Source organism: Halopseudomonas salegens (genome assembly GCF_900105655.1).
Taxonomy (GTDB): domain Bacteria; phylum Pseudomonadota; class Gammaproteobacteria; order Pseudomonadales; family Pseudomonadaceae; genus Halopseudomonas; species Halopseudomonas salegens.
This window is the reverse complement of record NZ_LT629787.1, coordinates 3,056,595-3,078,936: the sequence shown is the minus strand read 5'-3', so window position 1 is coordinate 3,078,936 and position 22,342 is coordinate 3,056,595. Positions and strand designations below refer to the sequence as shown.

Here is a 22,342-nt window from a genome sequence, read left to right as displayed (position 1 = left end):
GCCCTCCTTTCACGCTGCCTTGCCGTCCGGCACGAAGACGTAGCCAACACCCCATACGGTCTGGATATAGCGCGGTTTGGACGGATCGGGTTCGAGCATGCGCCGCAGGCGGGAAATCTGTACGTCAATCGAACGCTCCAATGCATCCCACTCGCGACCGCGGGCCAGTTGCATCAACTTGTCACGGGTCAGGGGCTGGCGCGGGTGCTGCACCAGAGCCTTGAGCACGGCAAATTCGCCGGTGGTCAGCATGTGGACTTCTTCACCCTTGCTCAATTCACGGGTAGCCAGGCTGAGAACGAACTCGCCGAAACTGACCTGGTCGTCTTCCGCGCTGGGTGCGCCGGGAACCTGGGGGGCCTGACGCCGCAACACGGCCTTGATGCGGGCAACCAGTTCACGCGGATTGAACGGCTTCGGCAGGTAATCATCAGCGCCAGACTCCAGCCCCTGAATGCGGCTGGCTTCGTCTCCTTTGGCGGTGAGCATGATGATCGGGGTCTTGTCATCCTGCTCGCGCAGGCGCTTGCAGGCGCTCATGCCGTCTTCGCCGGGGAGCATCAGATCGAGTACCAGCAATGAGTAAAGTTCGCGCGACAGCAAACGATCCATCTGCTCGGTATTCTCGACCGCGCGAACACGGTAACCCTGTTCGCTGAGAAAGCGCTCCAACAGTCGGCGCAAGCGGACATCGTCATCAACGATCAGGATTTTTTCGCCTTCAGTGGTTGTGGTCATAACTGCTCTACCTTGTTTGTTTCGCCTATTGTGGCTGATCGCCGCCGACTCTGGGTTGATGTAGTGTTACATCAGATGTCTTTTGTACAAGTTTTGTAGGCTTTTGGCTAGCACTGCAGGCAAATTCCTGCCTTCAGTCAAGCATCTGCAGCCGATCAGAACAATCCTGCCCGGGTGATGCCCGAGCCGCACCCTGTAGCCGAGTCGGTTATACTGCGCCCTTTTGTTCTGCCCAGAGGAAGAGTTGCATGGAATCCATCGTCTCGCGTTTGGCGACCGAACTGGCGGTCAGACCGCAACAGGTCAGTGCCACCATCAGCCTGCTCGACGAAGGCGCCAGTGTTCCCTTTATTGCCCGCTACCGCAAAGAGGTAACCGGCAGTCTGGATGACACCCAGTTGCGCCAACTGGAAGAGCGGCTGCGTTATCTGCGGGAGCTGGAAGACCGTCGCAACACTATCCTCGACAGTATCAGTGAGCAGGGCAAGTTGAGCGCTGAACTGGAGCGCGATATCCGGGCGGCCGACACCAAAACGCGGCTGGAAGATCTCTACTTGCCCTACAAGCCCAAGCGCCGGACCAAGGGGCAGATTGCCCTGGAAGCCGGCCTCGGCCCGTTGGCCGAGCAGCTGTTTGCCGACCCGACACTGGATCCCGACCAACAGGCCGCCGGGTTTGTGGACCTTGACCGGGGCGTGGCCGATATCAAGGCGGCGCTGGATGGTGCCAAGTACATCCTGATGGAGCAGTTCAGTGAAGACGCCAACCTGCTCGACCGGCTGCGTCGCACCCTGCAACAGGAAGGGCGCGTGGTGTCACGCCTGGTCGCCGGCAAGGAAAACGAAGGGGCGAAATTCCGCGATTATTTCGAATACAGCGAGCCGCTGGCGCGCGTTCCTTCACACCGGGCCCTGGCCATCCTGCGCGGGCGCAATGAAGGTGTACTGTCCATTGGCCTTGAACTGGGTGACGAAGAGCCGGCAGCCGGCAGTCTGCATCCCTGCGAAGGCATCATTGCCGAGGCGGTGGGCATTCGCCAGCAGGGCCGGGCAGCCGATAAATGGCTGGCCGAGGTGGTGCGCTGGACCTGGCGGGTCAAGCTTCTCGGTCACCTGGAAACCGAGTTGCTGGGTGACCTGCGTGAACTGGCCGAGGACGAGGCCATCCGCGTATTCGCCAGTAACCTGAAAGACTTGCTGCTGGCCGCTCCGGCGGGTCCGCGGGTAACGCTGGCGCTGGACCCGGGTCTGCGCACCGGGGTCAAGGTGGTGGTGGTCGATGCCACCGGCAAGCTGGTCGACAAGGTGACCATCTTTCCGCATGCGCCGCGCAACCAGTGGGACCAGTCACTGGCGGCACTTGGTGCCCTGTGCCAGAAGCATCAGGTCGATCTGATCGCCATTGGCAATGGCACGGCTTCCCGTGAAACCGACAAGCTGGCGGGTGATCTCCTGCGTCAGCAGGCGCCGCTGAAAATGACCAAGATCATGGTCTCGGAAGCCGGCGCGTCGGTCTATTCCGCCTCCGAGTTGGCGGCCAAGGAGTTCCCCGATCTGGACGTGACCTACCGTGGCGCGGTATCCATCGCCCGTCGCTTGCAGGACCCGTTGGCCGAGCTGGTAAAAATCGAACCCAAGGCCATTGGCGTTGGCCAGTACCAGCACGATGTGTCCCAGCTGAAGCTGGCGCGCAGCCTGAATGCGGTGGTGGAAGACTGCGTGAATGCCGTCGGCGTCGATCTGAATACCGCCTCGGCACCGCTGCTGACCCGGGTCTCCGGCCTGAACCCGGCGATCGCGCAGAATATCGTTGATTACCGTGACCAGCATGGCGCCTTCGGCAACCGGCGCGAGCTGCTCAAGGTCAGCCGGCTGGGTGACAAAACCTTCGAGCAGGCCGCTGGCTTCCTGCGTGTGATGAATGGCAGCAATCCGCTGGATGCGTCGGCTGTGCATCCGGAAGCCTACCCGCTGGTCGAGCGGATTGCCGCTGACACCTCCCGCGATATTCGCAGCCTGATCGGTGATTCGGCGTTTCTGCGCAGGCTGGAACCAGCCAGCTTTACCGATGAGCGCTTCGGTATTCCGACCATCAGCGACATCCTCAAGGAGCTGGACAAGCCCGGCCGTGACCCGCGTCCGGAATTCAAGGCGGCCGTGTTCCAGGACGGGGTGGAAAAGCTCAGCGACCTCAAGCCGGGCATGACGCTGGAGGGAGTGGTGACCAACGTGGCCAACTTTGGCGCTTTTGTTGACATCGGCGTGCATCAGGACGGTCTGGTGCACATCTCCATGCTGTCGCACCAGTTCATCAAGGACCCGCGTGATGTGGTCAAGGCCGGCGACATCGTCAAGGTCAAGGTGATGGAGGTGGATATTCCGCGTCAGCGCATCAGCCTGACCATGCGCCTTGACGACCAGCCAGGCCAGGCCAGCGCGACGGCAGGCAAGCCGCCAGCAGAACGCAAAAAGAGCAGCGGGCGCCAACCTGCAGCGTCTCACTCTGGTACAAAGGCGGCCTCAGGTGGTACTTTTGCCGATCTGTTCGCCAATGCGAAGCATCTGAAGAAGCCCTGAATATGGTCGATCACCCTTATCTGAAGAATTTTGCTGACCAGCGCATGAGCGATTTCACCCGCCTGGTCGGGCTGGAATTTCGCCACATCAGCCGCGGAGAATGCTTTCTGCACCTGGATATCGTAGCGCATCATTTCAACTCCACAGGGCGTGTGCATGGCGGCGTGGTATTCACTCTGCTGGACTCGGCCATGGGCGCTGCTGCATTCAGCGTGCTGGAACCGCATGAGGTGACCGCGACTGTCGAGTGCAAAATAAACTACACTCGAGCGGTGACCGGTGGTGCGCTGGAAGGCCGGGGTAAAGTCGTGCACGCCGGTACCCGCACCGTGGTGGTAGATGGTGAGGTGTGGCAGGACGATGCCCTGGTGGCCAAGGCCCTGGGCACTTTCGCGCGAATCTGACCTTTAGTTTTTCGGGCGCGACTGGCGCCCATCTGCCAGGGAGTGACAGCCTTGTCACCGACTTTGAAGCGTCATCTGGACGTACTGCAACACCCTCAGTGGGCCGACAGTCTGCGTGACTGCCGCCACGGTATCGAGAAGGAAAGTCTGCGCATCAGCGCGGATGGCCGACTGGCCATGACGGCACACCCTCCGGGCCTGGGCTCAGCCCTGACGCATCCGCAGATAACCACGGATTATTCAGAAGCCCTGGTGGAGTTGATTACGCCGGTATGCCGCGCGGTACCCGATTTGCTGCGCCAGCTGGATGATATTCACCGTTACACCTATAGCCAGATCGGCGACGAATGGCTATGGACCGAGAGCATGCCCTGCCGTTTGCCGGCCACTGATAACGACATTCCGATCGCCTGGTATGGCAGTTCGAATGTGGGCACGCTGAAGCACGTCTACCGGCGTGGCCTGGCGATACGCTACGGGAAAGCGATGCAGTGCATTGCCGGCATCCACTACAACTTCTCCCTGTCGCCTGCCGTGTGGCAGCTGTTGCAGCAAACGGCGGGAGATCAGAGTTCAGCCCAGGATTGGCAGTCAGCCAGCTATTTCGGCATGATCCGCAACTTTCGACGTTATTCCTGGTTGCTGATGTATCTGTTTGGTGCCTCACCGGCATTGTGCAGCACCTTCCTGCAAGGACGTCAGCACAATTTGCAGCTGATGGGTGAAAAGACGCTTTATCTGCCCTGGGCCACCAGCTTGCGCATGAGCGACCTGGGGTACAACAACAACGCGCAGGCTGGCCTGAATATCTGCTACAACAGCCTCGACAATTACATTGAAAGCATGATCAGAGCCACCAGCCTGCCTTTTGCGCGCTACGCCGAGCTGGGCACCCATGACGCCAATGGCGAGTGGCAGCAACTGAATACCAACCTGCTCCAGATCGAAAACGAATTCTACAGCCCGATCCGCCCCAAGCGGGTCACCCTGAGTGGTGAAAAGCCCGTGCATGCACTGGCTGCGCGCGGCGTCGAGTATATCGAAGTGCGCTGCATGGACATCGATCCCTTCGAACCACTGGGGATCAGCCTGGAAACCGCCCGCTTCCTGGATGTGTTCCTGCTGTATTGCGCGCTGGAAGAAAGCCCGCCGCTGGAGCAGGCCGAATGCCTTGAAGTGGTGGAGAACTTTTCGCTTGCCGTGCGTCGCGGGCGTGAGCCGGGGTTGCAGTTGCACCAGCGCGGCGTCGCGCGGACGCTGACGACCTGGGGACAGCAATTGGTCACTGCCATGGCGCCTTGTGCGGCCCTGCTGGATCAGGTGCATGGTGGCAACGACTACAGCGCCAGTCTGAGTGCCCAGACGGCCAAGCTGGTCGACCCGGAACTGACCCCCTCGGCCAGGGTCCTGGCCGGAATCAAAGCACATGGTGACAGTTTCTTCCGCTTTGCCCTGGCACAGTCGGCAGCGCATCAGGCACATTTTTCCGCACGCCCCTTGCCGGCTGAGCAACAGGCGGCCATGCAGGCTGAAGCACGGGAATCACTGGTGGAGCAACAGGCGATCGAGGCCGCGGATGACGTAGACTTTGACAGCTTCGTCGCTGCTTATATGGCCCAGGACCCGCGACACTGAGTTGTCACGACGGGTTACTGGGTCAACAGGTTGGTAAACAGCAGGTCGCTGACCAATGGTTGGCCTTCCTCTTCCTCAAGCACCGCCTGAACCCTGGCGAGTGCTTCATTACGCAAGTCTTCCTTGCCTTGCATGCTGGTCAGGTCTTCGGCAGTCTGGCGAGCAAACAGGCTGACCAGGGCGTTGCGGATCAGAGGGTCATGATGCTCAATGCGGCTGACGGCGTCGGCATCGGTCGCGCGCAGCGCCACATCGGCACGCAAATACTGAATGCGCGGCCCAGAGCCTATGGTGCCAACAAAAGAGGGCGTCAGTTCGACATACTCGGCTGCCTGAAGGGTGGCAGTTACTTGCAGCCCGGCGAGCAGTAGCAGGGCTGAAGTCAGAAATCGTGTGCGCATACCTGGAGTCCTCATCTGACAATCAGGGGAATGGCCGTACAAGCCCGGCCTTATGGGTTCAGATCAACCAGCGGTATGGTCATTGACCCGCCAACCCGGGTTGCAGCTAGACTGTAACCCACAAATACCCAAACAAGGGAGACATCATGAAAGCCGTCTTGTGCAAAGCCTACGGTCCGGCCAGCAGTCTGGTGCTGGAAGAGACAACCGATCCGGTTGCCAAACCCAATGAAGTTGTTCTCGACATCCACGCTGCCGGGGTCAACTTTCCCGATACGCTGATCATTGAAGGCAAGTATCAGGTCAAGCCGCCTTTTCCGTTCTCGCCAGGTGGTGAAGCAGCCGGTGTTGTCTCGAGCGTAGGCGAAAAGGTCAAACACCTCAAGCCGGGCGATCGCGTCATGGGTCTGACCGGTTTTGGCAGCTTTGCCGAAAAAATCGCGGTTGACGCCATGCGGGTACTGCCGATGCCTGACGATATGGAGTTTGTCACTGCCTCGGGTTTCAGTATGACCTATGGTACCTCCATGCATGCACTGAAGCAGCGTGCCAATCTGCAGCCGGGTGAAACCCTGTTGGTGCTGGGCGCTTCCGGTGGTGTGGGCCTGGCTGCGGTAGAAATCGGCAAGGCCATGGGTGCACGGGTGATTGCCGCTGCCTCCAGCGACGAAAAGCTGCAAGTGGCCAAAGATGCCGGTGCGGATGAATTGGTCAATTACGCCGATGGCGAGCTGAAAGAGAAGGTCAAGGCGCTGACCAACGGCAAGGGTGCGGATGTCATCTATGATCCGGTCGGTGGTGACCTGTTCGATCAGTCACTGCGCTGCATCAACTGGAACGGCCGTTTGCTGGTCGTCGGCTTTGCCAGCGGCCGGATTCCGGAAATGCCGGCCAACCTGCCCCTGCTCAAGGGTGCTGCCGTGGTTGGGGTGTTCTGGGGGTCATTTGCTGCCCGCGAGCCGCAAAACAACCTGGACAACTTCAAGCAGCTGTTCGCCTGGTTCAGCGAAGGCAAGCTCAAGCCGCTGGTATCCAAGACCTATAACCTGGACGAGTACGAAGACGCCCTGGCCATGCTGACCTCACGCAAGGCGGTCGGCAAGGTGGTGATCAAGACGCGTTGATTTGAGGCTTGGCTGCGGCTGCTGGCGACCCTCTTGCCGGTAGCCGCAGCTATCAGCTTGCACCGGCAAACCCCTGTTGGCGCCAAGCTTCATAGACCAGAATCGCTGCACTGTTGGACAGGTTCAGGCTGCGGCTATCCGTGCGCATGGGAATACGCAGTACCTGCTCGGCGGGTAGGCTTTCGCGCAGTGTTGCCGGCAAGCCGCGACTCTCGGGCCCAAACAGAAACATATCCCCTGGTTGAAAGCTGACGTCGGCAAAGTTGCGCGTGCCTTTGGTGCTCAGGGCAAACACTCGCTGCGGTTGAACACTGGCGAGGCAACTGGCCCAGTCGGCATGCACCTGCAAGTCGGCAAACTCATGGTAATCCAGCCCGGCGCGACGCAGGCGTTTGTCATCCAGCACAAACCCCAGAGGTTCGATCAGGTGCAGTTGGCAACCGGTATTGGCGCACAGGCGAATGATGTTGCCGGTATTTGGCGGGATTTCGGGTTCAAGCAGAGTGATATGGAACATGGCAGGCTGCAGGCTGTGGCAAAGCGCACAGTGTATGGCAGCTACACGCTGCACGCTACAAGCACTCCAGGTCGGTATCAGGTGCGGTGTTGCTTGCAGCTGGCGAAAAAAAAGGCGATCACAGCCTGCCTGAACTGTGATCGCCTCAAATACACCCACTATAACTAAAGCATCAAGCGTGCCAATTATGTACGGAACGGGTTTTATTCCGTGTCATCATCATCGTTGCCGTCCATATTCATGCCCAGCTCTTTGATTTTCCGGGTCAGGGTGTTTCGCCCCCAGCCCAGTAACTGCGCGGCATCCCGGCGTCTGCCAGCGGTATGCTTGAGGGCAGTTTCAATCATGATGCGCTCGAAGGCAGGCACGGCAATATCCAGCAGGTCAGTGGTTCCGCGAGCCAGCTCCTGGTCCGCCCACGTGCGCAAACTGTGCTCCCAATGCCCATCGGGTGCACTTTCCTGGTGCTGGTTGAGCAGTTCCGGCGGCAGGTCGTCGACCAGAACTTCGCGACTGGAGGCCATGACGGTGATCCAGCGGCAGGTATTTTCCAGTTGCCGCACATTGCCTGGCCACGCCAGGCTGCGCATGTAGTCCTGGGTCTGCGGTTTGAGTACTTTGGGTTCGACGCTGAGTTCCAGTGCGGCCTTGGTCAAAAAGTGCTGAGCCAGGGCGGGGATGTCCTCGCGGCGCTCCGCCAGCTTGGGAATATGAATGCGAATGACATTCAGGCGATGGAACAAATCTTCACGGAACTTGCCGGACTGAACCAGACCTTCCAGATTCTGATGGGTGGCGGCAATGATGCGCACATCGACCTTGATCGGGGTGTGACCGCCAACCCGGTAGAACTCGCCATCGGCCAGTACCCGCAGCAGGCGGGTCTGGGTTTCCGCCGGCATGTCACCGATCTCATCAAGAAACAGGGTGCCACCATCGGCCTGCTCGAAGCGGCCGCGGCGCTGACTGGCAGCCCCGGTGAAAGCACCCTTCTCGTGTCCGAACAGCTCCGACTCCATCAGATCTTTGGGTATCGCCGCCATGTTCAGCGCAATGAAAGGATTGCGCGCACGGGGGCTATGGCGATGCAGGGCCTGGGCGACCAGCTCTTTGCCGGTGCCGGACTCACCGTTGATCAGTACGGTGATGTTGGAGTGGGACAGACGGCCGATGGCACGAAAGACTTCCTGCATGGCGGGGGCTTCGCCAATGATTTCCGGCGTGCGGCCCAATTCCTGTTCGGGGGCCAGGGCTTCCTGCTCGCGGGTATGCGCCAAGGCGCGACGCACCAGGGCAACGGCTTCATCCACGTCAAATGGCTTGGGCAGGTATTCGAAGGCTCCGCCCTGGTAGGAGGCAACGGCGCTGTCCAGATCAGAATGCGCCGTCATGATGATGACTGGCAGGTTGGGGTGCTGCTCGCGCGCTGCAGCCAGCAAATCAAGGCCGCTGCTACCGGGCATGCGTATGTCACTGACCAGAACATCAGGGCACTGGCGTTGCAGCCGGCTCAGCGCGGTATCGGCATTATCAAAGCTGACCGGCTCCATGCCTTCCTGTTGCAGGGCCTTTTCCAGGACCCAGCGAATCGAACGGTCATCATCAACAATCCAGATATTATCGGCACGGCTCATGACGGGGCTTCTCCAGAAGTGGGTTCCAGCGGCAGGAACAGGGTGAATACGGTGCGCCCAGGTTGGCTGTCGCATTCGATCAGCCCCTGATGCTGGGTAACGATATTTTGCGTAATGGACAGACCCAGGCCGGTACCTTCGGCACGCCCACTGACCATGGGATAAAAAATACTTTCGACAATGTCGCGACTGATACCAGGTCCGTTATCAATGATCTGCAACTTGCACACCAGCCGGTGACGAACCTGACCAATGGTGAACTGACGCAGGGTGCGAGTACGCAGGGTGATCAGGCCGGCCGAGAGGTCGCCCTGACCGGCAATGGCCTGCATGGCATTGCGAACAATATTCAGTACTGCCTGAATCAGCTGCTCGCGATCAGCAATCAGCTCTGGAATGCTTGGATCATAATCACGCAGCATGCGTAAACGGCCATGTGTCTCCGCCTCGATCAGACTACATACGCGTTCGGTAATTTCATGAATATTGATAGCGCGCAGGTTGGGCGGTCGATAGGGGCCGAGCATGCTGTCGACAAGATTGCGCAGGCGGTCAGACTCTTCAATGATGACATCGGTATAGTCACGCAGTTCGATATCCGGCAGTTCGCGCGCCAGCAATTGTGCGGCGCCGCGTATGCCGCCCAGCGGATTCTTGATTTCATGCGCCAATCCGCGCACCAGTAGCTTGGTGACTTCCTGTTTTGACAGTTGGGCCTCTTCCTTGGTGATGCGCTGCAGGCGGTCGCGGGGATAGATTTCCATCAGAACCCAGCTGGCCTGTTTACCGGTCAGCGGCGTTACCGAATAGTCGACCATGAGCTGTTGGCCGTTGTTGAGGTTGAGCTGGGCTTCGCGCTTGGTAAAAGGGTGTGCTGTTTCAATCGCCCGGTACAAGGAAGCCACGGTTTGTTTGCTGTCATTGAACAGGCTTTCCAGTGGTTGCTGCTGTACCCGCTGGCCACTGACCGCCAGCAGCATCTCGGCGGCTGGGTTGAGATACTCGACGCGCAACTCCTGATCCAGCAGCAATACAGCCGTGGTCAGATTGTCGAGCAATTGGCGGTGAAAAGCGTCTGAGAGCATAGTGGTATCCATTGGTTCCCCTGGATAATGCAAAAACCGAACCAGCTTCTTATTGGTGCACGATATTATCCGCACAGCTTTTATTTCGGTGTTCAGGCCGCAGAATCAGGGAGCTGACGGCCGGGTGCGCCGGTTATTGGCGTGACGCCCACAAGAGGGGCGTGCACTGCTTGCGGGATGTCAGCAGCACCTGCGCACTATTATAGTGCGCAGGTGCTGTCATGGGTGGGGGCGTTGATAACGTTGCCGGATGGCGGGGGAGAGCGGCGCCGAATCAGTTGTTGCCGCCAGGGACGTTGGGCGCAGGCTGCGCGCTGGGTGGCTGGGACGACTGCCCTGATCCCTGTCGGCCGGGTTGCAGCAATGAGGTGCGCTGCAAATGCACTGTAATGGGGCTGCTGCGTTGCAGTTCCTGGCCACGGGCATCAACCACCACCGCGCTGATTTGGTGCGTACCACGATCCATGCCGGGCAGATTGAGGCTGATGTCGGGGTCGCCATTGCCGGGCACACCCTGACTGCTCAGTTCACCGTCGATATCGGCGCGAAGCAGGTGATTGTTGCTGAGCGGCGGGTCAAACCTCACCTGAAGGGTCAATTCACCTTCATTGCTGCGCACGGCCTCATCATTGCCCGGACTGCGGATGCTGATTTGTTGATATGGCGCTGACTGACTGTTGCCAGGGTCCGTTTGCGCTGAATCGGGCTCAGCGGCAGATGGCTTCTCCGGTGGTTCGATGGTGTTGGTCGGGCCTATCTGGATGCTCTCCGCACCGGGGTGCGGTTTGTCCGAAAACATCCGGTTGCCGTCGGCATCGGTCCAGCTGTAGATCTGTGCCTGTGCGCCGAACGCCAACAGGCTGGTCAGCAATCCTGTGCTGAGCATGCGTTTCATGACCATCACTCCTCTGTGACTGATAATCCAAGCCTTGCATCGCTGGTCGGGAAAGGCAAGTAATCCCCATGGCTATCGGACAGACGAAAAAAAGGGGCGCCCGAGAGGCGCCCCTGATTCCCTGATTCCGGCTTGTGGCCAGTCTCAGACGCTGTAGTACAGTTCGTATTCCAGCGGGTGAACGAAGGTGCGTACCTTGATCTCTTCAGCTGCTTTGAGTTCGATGTAAGCGTCGATGAATTCTTCAGTGAACACATCGCCCTTGGTCAGGAACTCGCGGTCGGCGTCCAGAGACTCCAGTGCTTCTTTCAGGCTGCCACAGACTTGCGGAATCTGGCTGGCCTCTTCCGGCGGCAGGTCATACAGGTTCTTGTCCGCTGCATCGCCAGGATGAATCTTGTTCTGGATGCCGTCGAGGCCAGCCATCAACAGAGCGGCGAAGGCCAAGTAGGGGTTGGCTGCCGGATCCGGGAAGCGGGCTTCAATGCGGCGTGCTTTCGGGCTGGAAACGTAAGGAATACGGATTGAAGCAGAGCGGTTGCGTGCCGAGTAGGCCAGCATGACCGGGGCTTCAAAACCGGGAACCAGACGCTTGTAGGAGTTGGTCGACGGGTTGGTGAAAGCGTTCAGTGCCTTGCCGTGCTTGATGATGCCGCCAATAAAGAACAGGGCGGTATCGGACAGGCCGGAGTAACCTTCGCCAGCAAAGGTATTCTTGCCATCCTTGCTGATAGACATGTGTACGTGCATGCCGGAGCCGTTATCGCCGTACAGCGGCTTGGGCATGAAGGTCGCGGTTTTGCCGAAGGCATCAGCAACATTGTGCACGCAGTACTTGAGGGTTTGTACTTCGTCGGCTTTCTTCACCAGAGTGTTGAACAGCACGCCGATTTCGTTCTGACCGGCAGTGGCCACTTCGTGGTGATGCACTTCAATGGTCAGGCCCATTTCTTCCATGGCATTACACATGGCGGTACGGACTTCGTGGTCGTGATCGACCGGCGGTACCGGGAAGTAACCACCCTTGACGCCAGGGCGGTGGCCCTTGTTGCCGGTTTCATAATCGGCATCGGTGTTCCAGGAGCCCTGTTCGGAGATGATCTTGAACATGGCGCCGGAAATGTCGGACTTGTATTTGACTTCGTCAAAAACGAAAAACTCGGGTTCAGGACCAACGAATACAGTGTCACCGACGCCGGTGGACTTCATGTACTCTTCAGCGCGCTTGGCGATGCCGCGCGGATCGCGCTCGTAACCCTGCATGGTAGAGGGCTCGATGATGTCGCAGATGATGATCAGCGTCGGGTCTTCGGTGAAGGGGTCCATAACCGCTGTTTCGTCATCGGGCATCAGGATCATGTCGGATGCTTCAATACCTTTCCAGCCGGCGATAGAAGAACCATCGAACATTTTGCCGTCTTCAAAGAATTCGTCATTCACGTCGCGAGCAGGAATGGTCACATGTTGCTGCTTGCCTTTGCTGTCGGTGAAGCGCAGGTCAACCCACTTCACGTCAAATTCTTTGATCAGTTGAATCGTTTTCGACATGGTTTCCTCCAATGGGAATCGAATTGCCGGCTATATGCCGACCGGAATAATGAACAAGAGCGGAGAGTCCAGCGATCCGCTTGGCGATTAGTAGAGCAAAAGCTATGCCAGCTTTAAACAAGCGCGCAAGTGCACGTTTTAGCAGCATTTCTGCCTTTTCAGTGCGCATGCAAAACACGAATATGATCCAATATAGTGCGTCGTGACATTGATATGCACCATATTGGATCATTTTCGTGTGCGGGCCAGCTATTGTACCTTTAATGAGGCTGCATCGTCAGGCTTGCCTGAGCAACGTATAATAATGCGCTTTTGCGTAGCTGAAGCCTATGAAGCTGTTAATCAAGTTCTTTGCCGAAATCACTATCAAGACCACGCCAGTGCGCAAGCGCTTTGTCAAACAGCTCAAAGTGAACTTGCGCAGCTTGCTGGCAGAGATTGATCCGGCGTTGCGTGTTCACGGTGCCTGGGACAGTCTGGAAATCGAAGGGGTGCAGACGGAGAACCTGGCTGCCGCCCTGGACTGTCTGCAGCGTACGCCGGGTATTTCACAAATCCAGGAAGTGCACGAATACCCACTCACCGATTTGCCCACGCTGGCCGATCTGTGCGTGCAGCATCTTGGTGCGCAGCTGGCCGGCAAGGTATTTGCCGTGCGCTGCAAGCGGGTGGGCAGGCACCCCTTCAGCTCGCCGGAAGTGGCCAGCTATCTGGGAAGCCAGTTGTTCGAGCGCTGTGGGGCCGCAGGTATTTCGCTGTCCGCACCGGAGGTCCGTGCAGAAGTGGAAATTCGTCATGAGCGGGTTTTCCTGATTCAGGCGCGGCATGCAGGTATGGGCGGCTTTCCGCTGGGTACCATGGAGCCAGTGCTGAGCCTGATGTCAGGTGGTTTTGATTCCACCGTGGCGAGTTATCAGTTGCTGCAACGGGGGCTTCTGCCGCACTTCATTTTTTTCAATATGGGTGGGCGTGCGCATGAGATCGGTGTACGCCAGATTGCCCATCACCTCTGGCGCCAGTATGCCGGTAGCCATCGCTTGCGCTTTATCAGCGTGCCCTTTGAGGAAGTGGTGGGTGAGCTGATTCGCAATGTGGATGACAGTCAGATGGGTGTGGTGCTCAAGCGCATGATGTTGCGCGCTGCTGACCGGGTCGCACATCAATTGGGGTTTCAGGCCCTGGTAACCGGTGAGGCAATTGCCCAGGTGGCCAGTCAGACACTGCCTAACCTGGCCGTGATTGATCGCGCGGTGGACCGCCTGGTGCTGCGCCCGTTGATCACCACCAGCAAGCAGACGATTATCGCCCAGGCGCGACAGATCGGTGTGGAAGCCATGTGCAGCAGTATTCCGGAATACTGCGGGGTTATCTCGGTCAGTCCGGCGATCTATACCACCCATGGTCGGGTCGCCGAGGCCGAGGCGCAGTTCGATTTTTCCGTGCTTGAGCGTGCCGTAGATAAAGCGCGTTACACCGACTGCCATTTGCTGGATCAGCCGCTGGAGGGCATTGATGAGCTGGAGCTGGTCAGCTCCGCGCAGCCCGGTCAGGTTGTGATCGATATCCGCGCACCGGATGAACGCGAGAACAGTCCTTTGCAACTGGAAGGTGTCGAGGTCAGGGCAATTCCATTCTATGAATTGAAAGCCTCCTTCGCCGAACTCGATCCAGCGCGGGTCTATTTACTGTATTGCGACAAGGGGCTGATGAGTCAGATGCATGCCCAGCATCTGCTGGATGCGGGTTTCGGGCATGTGCGGGTGCTGCGGCCGAGCAATTGATTTTCCCTGCTGCGCAAAAAACATACACTGTCACGTCAGTGTCTGTATAATGCGTACCTCATTTTTTCAGTATGCCGGCCAGTCGCCGCGCTATCCAGGACGTTCAAAGTGATCGAGAATCTCCGCAACATCGCCATTATTGCCCACGTTGACCACGGTAAAACCACACTGGTCGACAAGCTGCTCAAACTCTCCGGCACGCTGGACCGCAAAGAAGCCGAAGGCGAGCGGGTGATGGACTCCAACGACCAGGAGAAAGAGCGCGGCATTACCATTCTGGCCAAGAATACCGCCATCGAGTGGAATGGCTATCACATCAACATCGTTGATACCCCCGGTCACGCCGACTTCGGTGGTGAAGTCGAGCGCGTCATGTCGATGGTTGACTCGGTCCTGCTGGTGGTTGATGCCCAGGATGGCCCGATGCCACAAACCCGCTTTGTGACCCAGAAGGCCTTCAACGCCGGCCTGAAGCCGATTGTGGTGGTCAACAAGATTGACCGTCCGGGCGCGCGTCCGGACTGGGTGGTGGATCAGATTTTTGATCTGTTCGACAATCTGGGTGCCACCGATGAGCAGCTGGACTTCCCGATTGTGTATGCCAGCGCCCTGAACGGCATCTCTGGCCTCGACCATGAAGATATGGGCGACAACATGGATGCGATCTTCCAGTCGATCATTGACCATGTGCCGGCCCCGCAGGTGGATGTCGATGGCCCGTTCCAGATGCAGATCTCGCAGCTGGACTACAACAGTTTCCTCGGTGTGATCGGTATTGGTCGTATTGCTCGCGGCACCATCAACGCCAACTCGCCGATCACCGCCATTGGCGCCGACGGCAAGAAGCGCAACGGTCGTATCCTCAAGATCATGGGTCACAGTGGCCTGCAGCGCGTTGAAGTGGAATCGGCCCAGGCCGGTGACATCATTTGCGTCAGCGGTATGGATGCGCTGTTCATTTCCGACACCCTGTGTGATCAACAAAACGTCGAAGCTCTGCCTGCGCTGACTGTTGACCAGCCGACCGTTAGCATGACCTTCCAGGTCAATGACTCGCCCTTCGCCGGTAAAGAAGGCAAGTTCGTCACCAGCCGTAACATCAAGGAGCGTCTGGAAAAGGAACTGCTGCACAACGTGGCGCTGCGTGTGGAAGAAACCGGCAGCCCGGACAAGTTCAAGGTATCCGGCCGTGGCGAGTTGCACCTGTCGGTACTGATCGAGAACATGCGTCGTGAAGGTTTCGAACTGGCTGTAGGTCGTCCGGAAGTGGTGATCATCGAAGTCGACGGCGAAAAGCAGGAGCCTTACGAGAACGTCACCATCGACGTGGAAGAGCAGCATCAGGGCCCGATCATGGAGCAGATGGGTCTGCGCCGTGGTGACCTGACCAACATGATTCCCGATGGCAAGGGTCGTATTCGTCTGGAATACACCATTCCTGCACGTGGCCTGATCGGCTTCCGTAACAGCTTCCTGACCCTGACCTCGGGCAGCGGCATTCTGACCTCGACCTTCAGCCATTACGGCGCGATCAAGGGCGGTGAAATGACCAGTCGTCAGAACGGCGTGCTGGTGTCCATGGCCAAAGGTACGGCGCTGACCTACTCGCTGGAAACCCTGCAGGATCGCGGCAAGCTGTTCCTGTCGCCGGGCGACGAGATCTATGAGGGTCAACTGGCCGGTATTCACAGCCGTGACAACGATCTGGTGATCAACCCGACCAAGGCGAAGAAGCTCGACAACATGCGCGCCTCCGGCAAGGATGAAACCATCCAGCTGGTACCACCGATCAAGTTCACCCTGGAGCAGGCGCTGGAATTTATCGAGGATGACGAGCTGGTCGAAGTGACGCCAAAGTCGCTGCGTCTGCGCAAGAAGATTCTCGACGAGAACCAGCGCAAGCGTGCCGCCAAGGGTTAACCCTGGCGAGTTGCGCTGCGTCTAGCGACAGTAAAAAGCAAACCCCGTCAGAGTGATCTGGCGGGGTTTTTTATTGGGCTGACTGGTGGGTCACCCATCAAGGCGATTGGCGTGTCGGCACAGCAGCATTACATTGCGCAGCATGCAGCTTTCATCAGAGGTGTTGGGTCGTTCTGATCGCAGCGGTTGCATGCTCAAGCAAGTACAACAATAATTCTGGAGACTCTATGAAAACTCTGTCTATCGGCAAAACGCTGTTTTCTGCCGTTGCTGTCAGCGCACTGCTGTTCTCGGCCTCGGTTATGGCATCCAATCCGACTCCGCCACCACCTTCTGAACCAACCGATCCGACCGATCCGGGTGGTTCCAGCCCTTATCAGCGCGGACCAAACCCGACGGTGTCTTTCCTGGAAGGCGATCGTGGTCAGCACCGGGTAGCCACTTCGAATGTGTCCAGCTGGGTCAGCGGTTTTGGTGGTGGCACTATCCATTACCCGAGCGATGCATCAGGTACCATGGCGGCAGTCGTCGTTATTCCAGGCTACGTTTCGGCTGAATCCTCGATTGAGTGGTGGGGCCCCAAACTGGCTTCCTATGGTTTCGTTGTGTTGACCATCGATACCAACAGTGGTTTCGATCAGCCGCCAAGCCGTGCGCGTCAGATCAACAACGCACTGGATTATCTGATTGACCAGAATTCCAGCCGGAGAAGCCCGGTACGCGGCATGATTGATACCTCTCGCCTGGGTGTTGTCGGTTGGTCCATGGGTGGTGGTGGTACCATTCGAGTCGCTGGTGAAGGCCGAATCAAGGCAGCCATTCCGTTGGCCCCCTGGGATACCTCCAACTTCCCCGCTCGTGACGTAGCAGCACCGACGCTGATCTTTGCCTGTGAGTCGGATATCGTTGCTCCGGTAGGCAGCCATGCCTCGCCTTTCTACAACAACATACCGAGCAGCATCGACAAGGCTTTTGTAGAACTGGATGGTGGCAGTCATTACTGCGGCAATGGTGGTAGTTCTTTCGGCGCTTATGATGATGTGCTGAGCCGCTTCGGTGTGTCCTGGATGAAGCGTTTCCTGGACGAAGATACCCGCTACAGCCAGTTCCTGTGTGGACCAAGTCACGAGTCCGATCGTGATATCTCCGAATATCGCGGTAACTGCCCTTACTGAGTGCGGTTGTTGTGAACAGCCCCGCGACTGGAAACAGTCGCGGGGCTTTTTGTTCGTGGCTCTTGCAAATGTGGGTTAGTGCAATAGCAGCCGAGAAGAACAGCATTGATCAAAATTTCACCTGTAAGGGGGATAGGAGTGCAGGGCTCACTTGGGTCTAATAAATGGGCGTGAAGTAATGAGCTCGGCAGTTGGTTGCCTGTGGCCGCCACGAGCATTCAGTACAACAAATACAAGAAATGATCCTGGAGAAATTATGAAAACTCAGTCTATCGGCAAAACGTTGTTTTCTGTGGTTGCCGCCAGCGCACTTCTGTTTTCGACTTCGGTTATGGCATCCAACCCGACGCCGCCACCGCCACCGCCGCCTTCCGAGCCCACTGATCCGGGTGCTGGCAGCCCCTATCAGCGTGGTCCGAACCCGACTACCTCTTTCCTTGAAGGCAGCCGCGGTCAGTACCGTGTGGCGACCTCGAACGTATCCAGCTTTGTCAGCGGTTTCGGTGGTGGCACTATTCACTATCCGAGCAACGCTTCCGGCAGCATGGCTGCGATCGTCGTCATCCCGGGCTATGTCTCTTCCGAGTCTTCTATCCAGTGGTGGGGGCCGAAACTGGCTTCCTATGGTTTCGTCGTTATGACCATCGATACCAACAGTGGTTTTGATCAGCCGCCGAGCCGTGCGCGTCAGATCAACAGTGCACTGGACTACCTGGTGGACCAGAACAACAGCCGTAACAGCCCGGTCCGTGGCATGATTGATACCCAGCGTCTGGGTGTGATCGGTTGGTCCATGGGTGGCGGCGGTACTATCCGTGTGGCTGGTGAAGGCCGTATCAAGGCAGCCATTCCGCTGGCTCCCTGGGATACTTCAAACTTCCCGTCACGTCAGGTCGCAGCGCCGACGCTGATCTTTGCCTGCGAGTCAGACACTGTCGCCCGTGTTGGCAGCCATGCTTCACCCTTCTATAACAGCATCTCGGGCAGCATCGACAAAGCCTTTGTCGAGCTGGATAACGGTAACCACTACTGTGCCAATGGCGGCAATGACCGTGGTCGCTATGATGCGGTGCTGGGTCGTATGGGTGTCTCCTGGATGAAGCGTTTCCTCGATGAAGATACGCGCTACAGCCAGTTCCTGTGTGGTCCCAACCATACTTCGGATCGCCAGATCTCCGAGTATCGTGGTAACTGCCCTTACTAAGATTCGGGTAGCATAAAAAACGCCGATCCTGAAAGGGGTCGGCGTTTTTTGTGCCCGCAGGTTCAGTGGGTCGCGCGGACATTCAGTGGGCTGGAACGCCAGTCATATCCGGTAGCTGGTGGGCAATGCCCTTGTGGCAGTCAATACAGGTACCATCCGAGGTCAGGGCAGTTGAGTGGGCCTGGCGTGCCCGTGGCGCCTGCAGGGTGAAATCCATGGAATCAAACTGATGACAATTGCGACACTCCAGTGAGTCATTGGCTTTCAGTCGACGCCATTCCCGTTCGGCGAGCTCACGGCGTTTCTCTTCAAATTTTTCCGGGGTGTCTATGGTGCCGAACAGCCAGCCCCAGACTTCCTTTGACGCTTCCATCTTGCGCCCGATCTTGTTGGTCCAGTCATGCGGTACATGGCAGTCGGAACAGGTCGCACGCACACCTGAACGGTTGCTGTAGTGCACGGTATTTTTCAGCTCCTGGTAGGGGTTGGCCTGCATTTCATGGCAGGTGATACAGAAGGCTTCGGTGTTGGTCGCTTCCAGTGCGGTATTGAAGCCACCCCAGAAAATGATCCCGGCGACAAAGCCTCCAAGGGTCAGAAACCCGAAGCTGAAATGCACGCTCGGGCGGCTCAATACCCGCCAATAACCTTGCAGCCAGCGTTTCATGGTTGACCTCCCTGCTGGTCGCGTTGCAGCAATTGATCAATCGACTGGAAGTCGGATTGCACCAGGGGGTCGGCATCGGTCTGGGGTACGTGACACTGCGTGCAAAAGTAGCGGCCAGGGGTTACTGCAGCGCGGGTTTGCCCATTGCGGTCGACATAGTGGGTAATGCTGACCATGGGTGCCCCGGCTGCCGGAGCGGCATTGCGGTTGTGGCATTCCAGGCAGCGGTTGAAGCGTGCATCGACCTGATAATTACGGATACTGTGCGGAATCACCGGTGGTTGTTCCGGGTAGTTGCGCACCTCCCGGCCACTGGCCCTGGGTTCCCCTGCAATCGGGGGTGCCGGCAGGGTTTGATACAGGGTACCACCAGCACGCAGGCCATCCGGTGCCGGAACATGGGGTCTTTCATCAGCCTGACTGGAGAGTACAACGCTGGCGGTCAGGAGTAGAGTGAGCAAGCGATTCATGGTGAGCCTCCTTATGCCAGATTGACCAGTTCAAGACGTACAGCGCATTTCTTGAAATCGGTTTGCAGGGATATCGGGTCGGTAGCGTCCAGGGTCAGATTGTTGACCAGCTTGCTGGCATCAAAGAAGGGTACATAGACCATGCCGCGTGGCATGCGTACCCGGCCACGGGTTTCTACCCGGGCACGCAATTCACCCCGGCGACTGACAATGCGTACTTCACTGCCACGTCGGAAACCCTTCTCGCGGGCATCATCGACGTTCATGTAGAGCAGGGCGTCAGGCACGGCCTTGTGCAGTTCACTGACCCGTCGGGTCATGCTGCCGGTATGCCAGTGTTCGAGCACCCGGCCAGTGGACAACCAGTAGGGGTACTCCTCATCCGGTGATTCCGCTGGCGGTTCGTGTGGTACGGCAAAGATGCGAGCCTTGCTGTCCGGCGTGCCGTAAAAGGCAAAACCGCTGCCAGCGGGCACATAGGGGTCACTGCCTTCGCGGTAACGCCAAAGGGTCTCCTGGCCATCGACCACCGGCCAGCGCAGGCCACGCACCTGGTGGTAGGTATCGAAGGGTGCCATGTCCTTGCCTTTGCCGGCGCCGAACTGGCGGTATTCCTCGAACAGGCTCTTGTGCACATAAAAGCCGAAATGCTGCGATTCTTCGTTGAGCTGGTCGGGATTGGTCTCGTCCAGGCCGAAGCGATTGGACGAGCCATTGGCAAACAGGATGTCGAACAGGGTGCGTTCGCTGAACTCCGGGGCTTTATCGAGCAGTTCTTGCGGCCAGACATCGGCTACCCGGATACGCTTGGAAAGCTCCATGGTCTGCCACAGGTCGGACCTCGCCTCACCGGGCGGTGATACCAACTGGTACCAGAATTGGGTGCGCCGCTCGGCATTACCGTAGGCGCCTTCCTTTTCTACCCAGCTGGCGGCGGGCAAAATCAGGTCGGCTGCCTGGGCGGAAACGGTAGGATAAATATCCGAAACGATGACGAAGGCTTCCGGATTGCGCCAGCCAGGGAGGATTTCCTGCTGGGTGTTCGGCCCGGCCTGTACATTGTTGGTGACCTGGGTCCAGTACACCTTGATCTTTCCGTCCTTGAGCATGCGACTTTGTTGTACAGCGTGGTACCCGGGTTTGGGCGGTATGGTGCCGGCCGGCAGTTGCCAGATGGCTTCGGCCTTGGCCCGGTGCTCCGGATTGGCGACTACCATGTCGGCCGGCAAGCGATGTGCGAATGTCCCTACTTCGCGTGCGGTACCGCAGGCAGAGGGTTGTCCGGTCAGTGAGAAGGGGCTGTTGCCGGGTGTGGCAATCTTGCCAGTAAGCAGATGCAGGTTGTAGATCAGGTTATTGACCCAGACACCGCGTGTATGTTGATTGACGCCCATGGTCCAGAAGGTGGTGACCTTTTTCTCCGGGTCGGCATACAACTGGGCCAGCTTGAGCAGGCGGTTTTCCGCCACCCCGGAAATCTCCGCCGCCTTTTGCAGGGTGTAGGGTTTGACGTACTCGGCAAAGGCGCTGAAACTCATTGCCTCCCAGCTGTTCGGGTTGTCGGCGTTCCTGGCTTGTTGTTGACGCGGGTCTTCCGGCCGCAGGCCATAACCGATATCTTCCGCGCCTTTGACGAAGTTGACGTGCCGGTCAACGAAGTTCTGGTCGACGACGTCATTTTCGATGATGTAATTGGCAATAAAGTTGAGAATCGCCACGTCGGCATGCGGGTGCATGACCATCGGCAGGTCAGCCAGATCAAAACAGCGATGTTCATAGGTCGAGAGCACGGCCACTTCAGTGCCCGGGTGCGATAGCCTGCGGTCGGTCACCCGGGTCCACAGGATGGGGTGCATTTCGGCCATATTGGCGCCCCAGAGTACAAAGGCATCCGCATGCTCGATGTCGTCATAGACGCCCATGGGCTCATCGGCGCCGAAAGTACGCATGAAGCCGGCTACTGCCGATGCCATGCAATGTCGCGCATTGGGGTCGATGTTGTTGCTGCGCAGGCCGCCCTTGAACAGTTTGCTGGCAGCATAGCCCTCCCAGATAGTCCACTGGCCGGAACCGAACATGGCGACACTTTCTGGTCCGTGTTCGCGGATAGCCTCGGTGAACTTGTCTGCCATCAGGTCCAGGGCCTCGTCCCAGCTGACCGGTTCGAAGCTGCCGTTCTTGTCATAGACGCCGTTGCGTTTGCGCAGCAAGGGCTGGGTCAAGCGGTCCCGGCCATAAAGGATTTTTGACAGGAAATAGCCTTTGACGCAGTTCAAGCCCTTGTTCACCGGTGACTGCACATCGCCGTGGGTGGCTACTATCTGATTATCCCGGGTAGCGACCATGACGCTGCAGCCGGTGCCGCAGAAACGACAAGGTGCCTTGTCCCATTTCAGTTGGGTGCGATCGCTGTGGGTGATCAGATTGCTGGCATTGGTTGGCAGGCTGATGCCTGCGGCGGCGGCTGCAGCAGCCGCAGCGTTGGCTTTAACGAACTCACGTCGGGTCAGTTTCATGGGCGTCACCTGTTTTGTTATTTACTCGCCGACGTCATGCGCCAGGCGTAGG

At 58.1% G+C, this 22,342-nt stretch carries 18 protein-coding genes; 8 read left to right on the top strand and 10 right to left on the bottom strand.

Features of this window, described 5'->3' with window-relative positions:
• Positions 1 to 9: 9 nt before the first annotated feature.
• The gene (gene ompR, locus BLU07_RS14250) at positions 10 to 738 is read right to left on the bottom strand and encodes an osmolarity response regulator transcription factor OmpR (protein ID WP_092388119.1); all 729 of its coding nucleotides are present in this window, start codon (positions 736 to 738) and stop codon (positions 10 to 12) included.
• A gap of 248 nt (positions 739 to 986) precedes the next feature.
• Here ompR and BLU07_RS14245 point away from each other — a divergent pair, with 248 nt between their 5' ends.
• From BLU07_RS14245 to gshA, 3 genes are read left to right on the top strand one after another with little or no spacing between them, the layout of a single operon-like run.
• Positions 987 to 3,314, top strand: coding sequence for a Tex family protein (locus BLU07_RS14245; protein WP_092388116.1), 2,328 nt, complete (start codon positions 987 to 989; stop codon positions 3,312 to 3,314).
• A 2-nt stretch (positions 3,315 to 3,316) separates the two neighbouring features.
• Positions 3,317 to 3,718: a PaaI family thioesterase gene (locus tag BLU07_RS14240; protein ID WP_092388113.1), complete on the top strand. Its 402-nt coding sequence runs from the start codon at positions 3,317 to 3,319 to the stop codon at positions 3,716 to 3,718.
• A gap of 51 nt (positions 3,719 to 3,769) precedes the next feature.
• Complete coding sequence (gene gshA, locus BLU07_RS14235) at positions 3,770 to 5,353, top strand: glutamate--cysteine ligase (RefSeq protein WP_092388110.1); 1,584 nt, start codon at positions 3,770 to 3,772, stop codon at positions 5,351 to 5,353.
• Between the two features lie 14 nt (positions 5,354 to 5,367).
• On the opposite strand, the gene BLU07_RS14230 is transcribed toward gshA, so the two are convergent.
• The gene (locus BLU07_RS14230; RefSeq protein WP_092388107.1) at positions 5,368 to 5,754 is read right to left on the bottom strand and encodes a flagellar basal body-associated FliL family protein; all 387 of its coding nucleotides are present in this window, start codon (positions 5,752 to 5,754) and stop codon (positions 5,368 to 5,370) included.
• Between the two features lie 146 nt (positions 5,755 to 5,900).
• On the opposite strand from BLU07_RS14230, the gene BLU07_RS14225 reads away from it, so the two are divergent.
• Positions 5,901 to 6,878: an NADPH:quinone oxidoreductase family protein gene (locus tag BLU07_RS14225; protein ID WP_092388104.1), complete on the top strand. Its 978-nt coding sequence runs from the start codon at positions 5,901 to 5,903 to the stop codon at positions 6,876 to 6,878.
• 52 nt (positions 6,879 to 6,930) lie between these two features.
• Here BLU07_RS14225 and trmL read toward each other — a convergent pair whose 3' ends face one another.
• The 5 genes from trmL to glnA all read right to left on the bottom strand — a co-directional run bounded on the left by trmL (position 6,931) and on the right by glnA (position 12,557).
• The gene (gene trmL, locus BLU07_RS14220) at positions 6,931 to 7,395 is read right to left on the bottom strand and encodes a tRNA (uridine(34)/cytosine(34)/5-carboxymethylaminomethyluridine(34)-2'-O)-methyltransferase TrmL (protein ID WP_092388101.1); all 465 of its coding nucleotides are present in this window, start codon (positions 7,393 to 7,395) and stop codon (positions 6,931 to 6,933) included.
• Between the two features lie 203 nt (positions 7,396 to 7,598).
• Positions 7,599 to 9,029 carry a nitrogen regulation protein NR(I) gene (gene ntrC, locus BLU07_RS14215; RefSeq protein WP_092388098.1) on the bottom strand — a complete coding sequence of 477 codons (1,431 nt, stop codon included), beginning with the start codon at positions 9,027 to 9,029 and terminating at the stop codon, positions 7,599 to 7,601.
• Positions 9,026 to 10,114, bottom strand: a complete 1,089-nt coding sequence (gene glnL, locus BLU07_RS14210) for a nitrogen regulation protein NR(II) (RefSeq protein ID WP_092388095.1) — start codon at positions 10,112 to 10,114, stop codon at positions 9,026 to 9,028. The genes ntrC and glnL overlap by 4 nt, the downstream gene beginning before the upstream one ends.
• Before the next feature lie 274 nt (positions 10,115 to 10,388).
• Complete coding sequence (locus BLU07_RS14205) at positions 10,389 to 11,009, bottom strand: DUF4124 domain-containing protein (protein WP_157719209.1); 621 nt, start codon at positions 11,007 to 11,009, stop codon at positions 10,389 to 10,391.
• A 144-nt stretch (positions 11,010 to 11,153) separates the two neighbouring features.
• Complete coding sequence (gene glnA, locus BLU07_RS14200) at positions 11,154 to 12,557, bottom strand: glutamate--ammonia ligase (protein ID WP_092388089.1); 1,404 nt, start codon at positions 12,555 to 12,557, stop codon at positions 11,154 to 11,156.
• A gap of 329 nt (positions 12,558 to 12,886) precedes the next feature.
• On the opposite strand from glnA, the gene thiI reads away from it, so the two are divergent.
• The 4 genes from thiI to BLU07_RS14180 all read left to right on the top strand — a co-directional run bounded on the left by thiI (position 12,887) and on the right by BLU07_RS14180 (position 18,637).
• Positions 12,887 to 14,338 carry a tRNA uracil 4-sulfurtransferase ThiI gene (gene thiI, locus BLU07_RS14195; RefSeq protein ID WP_092388086.1) on the top strand — a complete coding sequence of 484 codons (1,452 nt, stop codon included), beginning with the start codon at positions 12,887 to 12,889 and terminating at the stop codon, positions 14,336 to 14,338.
• 108 nt (positions 14,339 to 14,446) lie between these two features.
• The gene (gene typA / locus BLU07_RS14190; RefSeq protein WP_092388083.1) at positions 14,447 to 16,258 is read left to right on the top strand and encodes a translational GTPase TypA; all 1,812 of its coding nucleotides are present in this window, start codon (positions 14,447 to 14,449) and stop codon (positions 16,256 to 16,258) included.
• 227 nt (positions 16,259 to 16,485) lie between these two features.
• Positions 16,486 to 17,433 carry an alpha/beta hydrolase family protein gene (locus BLU07_RS14185; RefSeq protein WP_092388080.1) on the top strand — a complete coding sequence of 316 codons (948 nt, stop codon included), beginning with the start codon at positions 16,486 to 16,488 and terminating at the stop codon, positions 17,431 to 17,433.
• A 256-nt stretch (positions 17,434 to 17,689) separates the two neighbouring features.
• Positions 17,690 to 18,637 carry an alpha/beta hydrolase family protein gene (locus tag BLU07_RS14180; RefSeq protein ID WP_092388077.1) on the top strand — a complete coding sequence of 316 codons (948 nt, stop codon included), beginning with the start codon at positions 17,690 to 17,692 and terminating at the stop codon, positions 18,635 to 18,637.
• Positions 18,638 to 18,719: 82 nt separating this feature from the next.
• Here the strand turns inward: BLU07_RS14180 and BLU07_RS14175 are convergent, their stop codons facing one another.
• Genes BLU07_RS14175 through napA form a run of 3 tightly spaced genes read right to left on the bottom strand, consistent with a single transcriptional unit; the run spans position 18,720 to position 22,290 of the window.
• Positions 18,720 to 19,304, bottom strand: a complete 585-nt coding sequence (locus BLU07_RS14175) for a cytochrome c3 family protein (protein ID WP_092388074.1) — start codon at positions 19,302 to 19,304, stop codon at positions 18,720 to 18,722.
• The gene (locus BLU07_RS14170) at positions 19,301 to 19,774 is read right to left on the bottom strand and encodes a nitrate reductase cytochrome c-type subunit (protein WP_092388071.1); all 474 of its coding nucleotides are present in this window, start codon (positions 19,772 to 19,774) and stop codon (positions 19,301 to 19,303) included. The genes BLU07_RS14175 and BLU07_RS14170 overlap by 4 nt, the downstream gene beginning before the upstream one ends.
• A gap of 11 nt (positions 19,775 to 19,785) precedes the next feature.
• Positions 19,786 to 22,290: a nitrate reductase catalytic subunit NapA gene (gene napA, locus BLU07_RS14165; RefSeq protein ID WP_092388068.1), complete on the bottom strand. Its 2,505-nt coding sequence runs from the start codon at positions 22,288 to 22,290 to the stop codon at positions 19,786 to 19,788.
• Positions 22,291 to 22,342: the final 52 nt, after the last annotated feature.